Here is a 7,455-nt window from a genome sequence, read left to right as displayed (position 1 = left end):
ATCAACAAACATCGTCGAAGACGTTAATGAGAGTCGACGAACTCCCGTTGATAACGGATGCTCCGGACACGGCCAGGTTCTCCCGGCGGTGCACCCATTCGAGCGTGGTGAGCGCGTTCTGGGTGGCCTCGGGAATAGAGGACTCCTCCGGGCGACACGACGAGAACGTCTTGCCGGTCGGGAATTTCGCGTTCTTGCGCCGCATCCGCCGGGTGGCGGCGTCCCGGCCGACGACTTCCTCCTGCAGCAGCACCCGCACCACCTCGGCCGGGTCCCAGCGTTGGGCCCGGGCGGTCGCGAGCACGTCGGGGGCGGCCTTGCGCAGATACGGCAGCCTCATGCGGGTGCAGATCTTGGCCAGCTCGTCCGGGAGGGGCGGCGCCGAATTGCTGTTCATGCGCCCACCCGGCCCCATCCGGCGGTGCCGGGTTGCGTGGAGTGGGTTTCGTCGACCACAACCACAGGTCCGGGCTGGACGGCGGCGGCAAGGTGGTCAAGGATCGAGGCGAGATCCCCGTCGCCGAACCGGCCCGCCACCGCGGCCACGGCCAATGCCTGATCGACCCGTCCGGCGCCGAGGACATGGGCGAATTCGACTGCCCTGGCCATCTTGTGGCGGATCCGGACGACCCCTCCGGCGGCGGCCTCGGTCAGCCAGCGGTGTGCACCCTCGCCGAGGGCGAGGAAGTCGATCTCGGCCGCGGTGCGCGGGCGGAGTTTGGGCAGGCGCAGCACCGATCCGTCATCGGGGTGATGCGGGTAATGCGCGGCGACGATCCTCGGGTTCCCCGGGGTGGACAGTCGGTGGCGGGCGATCTCCGCGACACCGCCTCCGGTGCGAGCGACGATCACCAATTCGTCGCCGGTGACCCGGCACCACACCTTCGTCCCTTGGTGCCCGTCCGGGGTCGAGTACCGCACGTTGCCCCAGCTGACGGTCTGATCGAAGCCGACGAGGCGCTCCTCACCGAGGGCAAGCAGATGCGGATCCTCGGGCAGCACGTGCAGCCGGCCGAGTTCGGTGGCCAACCGCTCGGCCGGGGCGGCCCCGACGGCGCGATGCGGGCGGGCGTTGACCTTCTCGCACCACCGCTCACATGCGTCGACGAGCTCGGCGAAACTCGGGTATTCCTCGAGCAGGTTCGCCTCGGTCGGCACCAGATCGGCCTTCGCGATCTTGACCGTATGCTCGGCGCCGCCCTTCGATTCCGGGTCGAACGGTTCACACGTGTGCACGACGCAGCCGTAATGCTTTCCTGCGGAGACGATGTCGGGGTGGCGGACGGGGACGCCGGCGATCCGGTCCATCGTGACGGTTCGGGGATTGTCGGTCAGCAGATACGTCGGTGCCCCACCGATCCGGCGCAGCGTGGTGTCCAGGCAGGCGATCAACGTCGGGAGCTGCTGGTCCCACGCCGGCACCACCACCCGAAACCTCGACCACGACAACCATGCGCAGAACAGTTGGGTACGCCGGCCACCGACCCGCGGGCCCTCGCCCCAATCGAACTGCAGCCACATCCCCGGCTCCGGGATCCAGGGCCGATACTTCCGGCGGTGCCCGGCCCGGTACGTCGCCTTGAGCTCGGCGACCGCGCGGCGGGTGGTGCGGTCGGTGCCATCGAAGCCCATCGCGGTGAGCTTGTCGTGCACCACGTCCGCCCGGATCCGGCCCTGTGAGGCCTCCACCAGCTCCTCGATCTTCCCGAGGAACGGGTCGATCGAGCGTGCGCGACGCGCACGCTCGGCCGGGTCGCGGCCGGCGTCGCGGAGCGCGACATACCGGGCCACCGTCTTCTCGTCACACCCGACCAGCTGCGCCGCCGAATGCGCACACTGGGTCAGGTCGTAGGCTTCCAAGATCTCCATCACTTCCCTGGCACACTTGGTCATGGGGTTCCTTCGGTCGGTTGGTTTGCGCGGCAAACCAAGCCAACTCGGGCGAAGGAACCCCGTCCGGTATTTACGCCAGCGTGTCAATCAGCTGTTTCGCGGCCGCCGACCCGGAATTCTCGTGTCCACTGATCCGGAGAAACCGTGTCCGCCCAACCGGAGCGAACTGACCGCCTACAAGGAGTCTGACGTGTCCGTTGGCAGCGAAGGCGCTCCCGCACGCGGTGCAGCCACTTGAGACCAGCAGATCCCGCTTTGTGGCAACCAGCCTCCTGTGGCCGGCCCCACCACTGCTCGCGGAAATTCTCGCGACTTCGGCGCTGGAGGTGAGAGCAGCCTAATTCGCAACGATTCTCGATTACCCCGACGAGACCTGCACTCCGGAGTGGGTAAGTCTTTACCGAGGCCTACCCACACTCTATCGAAACCACCCCCGTCCCCGTCGTGGACGGGGGTGTGCTCGGTGTCACCCCCACCCGGACGGATCAGGGATGCAACATCGTCAGGAACACCTCACTGTGGGGACACGACGGTGTTTCTCGTTCTCGTTTCCCCGACTGTCGAAACGGCCCAGCGCTGCTCAACCTGCAGCCAGTCGAGGATCGCCCGCGCCGCACGCGCACACGAGGGACTGAACTTCAGTCGAATTGGTTGGCCTTAACAGGATTAAGGAGGATCGGTCGAACCGAATTGGTTCCCCCGACGAGATTGAGCTCAGCGAGAACCTGCTCGACGGAGGTGGTCGGATCCGGAAGTTCCCCTTCGACGTACGTCGCCAGGTTGGCCAGCGCGGAGGCGATCCCAGCCTCGTGCACCACTTGGTCGATACCGGGCGACACGTACGTGGCGGTGACGGTCACCTCGGTCCCGCCACCGGCGGCAACGAGGCGCCCGGTCATCGTCATGGTGCCCGCGTACGACGGGTCGTCAGCCTCGAACACCACCCGCTCCGCTGGCACCAACTCGGCGAACTCCACCTCGACGACATCCGTCCCATCCGAAGTCTTGCCAGGGCTGCCGGCAGGTTCGAGGTAGGTGAGGACCATCCGGAACCCGCCGCCACCAGGCCGAGGATCCGACCGGTCGACCCGCCCGCGCATACCGTCCGGCGGCAACCATGCCTCGACGGACTCCCCGTCAAGGAGGCACGTAGACAATCGCCGACGGTGCCGAAATCACCCGGCTGGCGCGATCGGTCCGAACCTCACCCGATTCTACGGCGGAGAAGTTCCGTAGCTGAACCCACAATCTCAACGATGCCACCTATCGAGGGAGCGGTTATGCGCCGCTGCCTCACACCGAGGGTGCCCACCGTTCCTCGACCGGCCGTGCACCGACTCCGCGGCCTTTCGAGGGGCCTCATGTACCGCGGGCCCCGCAGCGAGTGAGTTGGTCGGATAGGCGATGCACGGAAACTTAGGTATCACGCGTCGACTGCGCCACGATCCGGCACTATCGAATAGCACGTACGCAACGGCATCCTGATGCACCAATGTGGAGGACTCATGTCAATAGGCCCAGCCGTCAAACGAGATTGCCCGCCGAAGATCGACATCACAGAAATGACGTATACAGTAAAGTCCCACGCTGGGGGAATACGGCGACGTCCCCCTGTGAATCCCGCCCTCGTACCGATTAACAGGTCGGGGGGCAGGGTTGAGGCGAGTCTGGCAGATGTCCCCCGAGCCGGATACATCGACTTCGATACCGATGATGACAAGCGAATCGTCATGACTCTTCGCATAGAAGTCCAGTGGCAATACCAGTGCCAAGGTGTTGCGTCGCAGCTTATTTCCGCTCTCCTAGACGCATTTCCCACCTACGAACTAGTAGAAAGTTCAAACCCAAATGATGAAGACGGCAACCAACTCCTGTCTAAACTACGAAGTAGAGGTGTGCCCTATCACCTACCAACGTGCTTCCGAAATGACAGGGAATGCCACTGTAACCTCCACGGGCGCATGCGCGCAGCCTGACATTCGAGTCGTGGCGGAAGCGGGCATCGAGTTGCTCGCCTTCGGATTCAACGAACCGACTCTACGTTGGCCGGCGCGCGATTTACCGGATCACTGTGACGGCGGATGCTAGGTCGTCGAGATCGGCTGCCTTCTCCGAACAAAGTTGTCGCGATAACGTCAAATAGGCTGGCCGCTATCTGCGTCTTCAGTGCGTGGACTATGCCACCCCGTACGTGCGAGCACCGTGCAGAATTCGAGAGTGTGCCGTCGGTGTCATCGTGCATACTGTTGACACCAAGACGGGTTGGGCCACGGTATCTGCCGCCCGCCGAGCCCGCCCGAGTGGGCGCGGGCGATCTCGACCAGCGACGCCACCGACGGATACATCCTTGGCGCCGTCGACCCAGACACCGGCACCCATCGGCGCCGGCAGCTTGCAAACCGCCTCTACCTCGACACCGACCGCCAGGCGAACCCGGTGCGTCAACAGGTGGTCACCTGCCCGGGCTACCTACTCTCTGCCATCGACGGCAGCCGAGATCACCATTCCCACGACGGCCTGACCAGCTTGCTGACTGCCTCCACACTTCCGACCCGTGGCGGAAGTCTTGGGCGCGCCACTCGGATACTCTACGGCGAACAGAGATGCGCTGTGGACATCCGCAGCCATGCCGGTTGAGAAGCGAATCAGCCGTGCCCCAGACGATGTTGTTGCTCATATTTCACCCACTCGCAGTGGATTCGATCAAGCGCCGATATCGCAGACAGCCCGTAGACGAACTCACGAGAGGTGATGCCTTTCCGAAGTTGGGACACCTGGAACCCCACAACTGCTGTTAGTCGGCGTTTGTACTCGGCGATGTCGATTGCGAATGCGGCGGTGATATCCCTCGGAGCAGGCCCACCGAGCGGTTCCCAAAGAAGCGCAAAGTCGAGAATGTCGTTGTCACTATGGCGGTTTCCACATTTCGTTCCTGTGTGAGGCGGATGCTCAAGTTTGCGTAACTCCTGGGATCTGTCGGATCGCCAGCCGCGCCCTCTGTCCACGTAACCCGCCGAGCGACTTATCGCGGTTCCTCCGACGCCGGTCTTCTGCAACCACAGATACGCGCTGATGCTCACGCGACTCTCTGCTATGGCGCAGTACACGCCACCGTGGACGATGCCGAAAGGTTGACGGTGGATCCACCGATCTCAAGCGTGGCGGTCACCCCGTCGCCGTCGGTGGGGACGAGCTCTAGCCCAGCTCTAGCCCCAGTACGGTGTCGAGGCCTTCTTCCGGACGTGGCGAGTTTTCTCGTCGCTGGACGTGTGCATGTTCTCCCCCTGAAGATCAGTCGCCGCGGTGGCGCCATAGCTCACTCTTGTCGGCAGGGATCGGCACGAGTTCGCGCTCGATCCGACACTGCTGAGCTGCATCCACCGAGTGGGGGTTGAGCGTTGGTCCGAGTGGCAACCAACCGCTGAGGCAGGTGTTGTCGTATGCACCGTCATCACTCGCGCAGTTGAGCATGCCGGCCCGTTCGGCCTCCTCCGGGGTGGCCACCACAGAGAGCAGACGTCTGCGCCGGTGAACAGTTCGGACCATTCGGCGGCGCTGCGGTGGGAGATCGCCGCTGCCAGCTGTGCCCGTACCTCGACGACGTCGAGGGCCGCGCCCGCGGATCCTCGCTGGACTCTGAAGTTGTTGCCATTCGGCAGGCGACGAACCTCGACCACTACACGGGATTCGGAAATTCAGGCACCCGACATCGTCAGGCCACAGGGGTGGTCGATTGCGTTGTCGACCACGGAGTCGGACGGGGGAGACTCGGCAGTACCGCCACGAAGTGATTGCGTCGCGGCGGCTCGGGGAGCAAGCGACCGACCGTTTGGTAGTCCCAGCTCTCCGGGAGAACGCGCGACCGGTCGCATAGGGAAGCTGGCGGATGCATCACGTAGGGAAATTGTTCGGATAATGCATTCGACCGCAGACGATTACCCCTCGCTACGGATGACTTTGCGGTCTCGTTCGGGGTTGGCGAACAGGAGGACTAGCACCGCCGCGACAGCACCGAGCAGGCCGATGGCCTGGAATGACGTCGCGTATCCCTCGGACGGTGTCGCGGCGTGGTCAATAACGACGCCGGTTACGTAGGGGGTAATCAGACCGCCGAACGCCATGAGGGCAATGAAGATGCCCATGGTGCCCGCCGTCTGCTGCGGCGGACACAGCTCTGAGATCGCCGCGTTCACAAGGGGGTAAGCGACAGTCCCGATACCGTAGCCGATCGATACGACCGCAACCGCGATTCCCGGTGCGCCGATGTATGGCAGGAACACCAGCACGGCGCCGCAAATGAGAACACTGATGGCAGGGACGATGATTCTCGTGACGCGCGAGGTATGACCGCGCGCATTCAGGCGATCAGTCACGCTGCCAGACACGATCATCAGGACCAGCGCGACGATCGAGGGAAGCGCGAACATCGAACCTGCCTGCAATGCACTGTAACCGAGACCGACCTCGAAATACGACGGCAACCAGGTGAGTACAACAGTCGAGAGTGCGAAGACGGCGGTTGTCATGAAGGCGCAACTGACGAAGGTGCGGTTCAGGACGATCCTGCGCCAGGGTACGGACGGTTCTGTGGGCTCGGGGGGCAGTGTCTGTTCCCTGTGCCACCCGACCCGTGTAGGGGCCTTCCTTCCACCAGGCGAGCCACAACACCATCCACACGAGTCCGAGTAAAGACAGTGAAACGAGAGCGGCCCGCCAACCCCACTGCACGGTGATGAAGGTCAGCGCTGGAGCTAGTGCAATCTTCGCCACCGAGGGTGCGCCGGCGAGGAGAGCTCCCGGCAGCCCGCGCTTGGCCCGCGGATGCCAGGAGTACATCGCGGTATGCAACAGTGCTGCACTCGGCCCCTCGCCGAAGCCGAGCAGCATGCGACCGGCCACCAATGTCACGAACGTTGCGCTCACGACGAGTGGAAACATCACGACCGACCAGACCAGAGCGAGTGCGAGCAGCGCCCATCGCAGGGTGAACCGCTTCTCGAGTGGGCCGGCGAGGAATCCGCCGACTGTGTATGTCGCGTAGAACAGCGACCCCACCAGACCGATCTGGGAGGAACTCATGTCCAGTTCACGGGCCAGTGGCTGCGCGATGATACCCAGAACGGCCTTATCCGCATAGTTGACGACATACAGGAAGATGACCAGTCCGGTCATTCCCCACGCGCGGCCCGGGGTGACCGGGAACCCGGATGACTGCGTCCTCACGGCGCTTTGGCGGTCGGCGGAGGCCGACGGCTCGCGTGCAGTACCTGTGGTCATGGGGGTCCCTTCTAAATTCTGCACAGAGCCCTCGGCTCGGCCGCGAAACGCCGCGGGCCCAAGGAAGTGAACGTAGAGAATTGAACGTGACATGGGTCACGAAGCACAAAGTGTCACATGGAATCAGGGTGACTAACCAAACCTATGTAGCGACAACCGGATGGGCGGTGCCGCTGACTACGGTGGAATCGCATTCCTTCCCGTGATTGTTCGGCCTCGGCGGCCTGGGGAAGTCCGAGAGCGGATTGTGCCGTGTCCATCCATGTCAATCAGTTGTGCCGGTTG

General features: G+C 63.7%; 2 protein-coding genes and 4 pseudogenes. 1 reads left to right on the top strand and 5 read right to left on the bottom strand.

All coding sequences use genetic code 11. The features are described 5' to 3' along the window. Positions 1-55: 55 nt before the first annotated feature. The 3 genes and pseudogenes from QM841_RS38595 to QM841_RS38585 all read right to left on the bottom strand — a co-directional run. Positions 56-397: pseudogene (locus tag QM841_RS38595) on the bottom strand (ATP-binding protein); the annotation flags it as partial. After that, positions 394-1,893, bottom strand: coding sequence for an IS21 family transposase (istA, locus tag QM841_RS38590; RefSeq protein ID WP_283336076.1), 1,500 nt, complete (start codon positions 1,891-1,893; stop codon positions 394-396). The pseudogene QM841_RS38595 and the gene istA, both read right to left, overlap by 4 nt. 638 nt (positions 1,894-2,531) lie before the next feature. Next, entirely contained in the window at positions 2,532-3,050 is a 519-nt protein-coding gene (locus QM841_RS38585) for an SRPBCC domain-containing protein (protein WP_283336075.1), read from the bottom strand. Positions 3,051-4,114: 1,064 nt separating this feature from the next. On the opposite strand from QM841_RS38585, the pseudogene QM841_RS38580 reads away from it, so the two are divergent. Next, positions 4,115-4,414, top strand: a pseudogene (locus QM841_RS38580) (N-formylglutamate amidohydrolase); the annotation flags it as partial. Positions 4,415-4,916: 502 nt separating this feature from the next. Here the strand turns inward: QM841_RS38580 and QM841_RS38575 are convergent. Both QM841_RS38575 and QM841_RS38570 read right to left on the bottom strand, forming a co-directional pair. Further along, positions 4,917-5,062 (bottom strand): annotated as a pseudogene (locus QM841_RS38575) (esterase); the annotation flags it as partial. Between the two features lie 766 nt (positions 5,063-5,828). Next, positions 5,829-7,170, bottom strand: a pseudogene (locus QM841_RS38570) (MFS transporter). Positions 7,171-7,455 lie beyond the last annotated feature (285 nt).

It is taken from the genome of Rhodococcus sp. IEGM 1307 (genome assembly GCF_030056915.1).
In the GTDB taxonomy this organism is placed as follows: Bacteria; Actinomycetota; Actinomycetes; order Mycobacteriales; family Mycobacteriaceae; genus Rhodococcus_F; species Rhodococcus_F opacus_D.
This window is presented reverse-complemented; position numbering and strand designations above follow the sequence as displayed.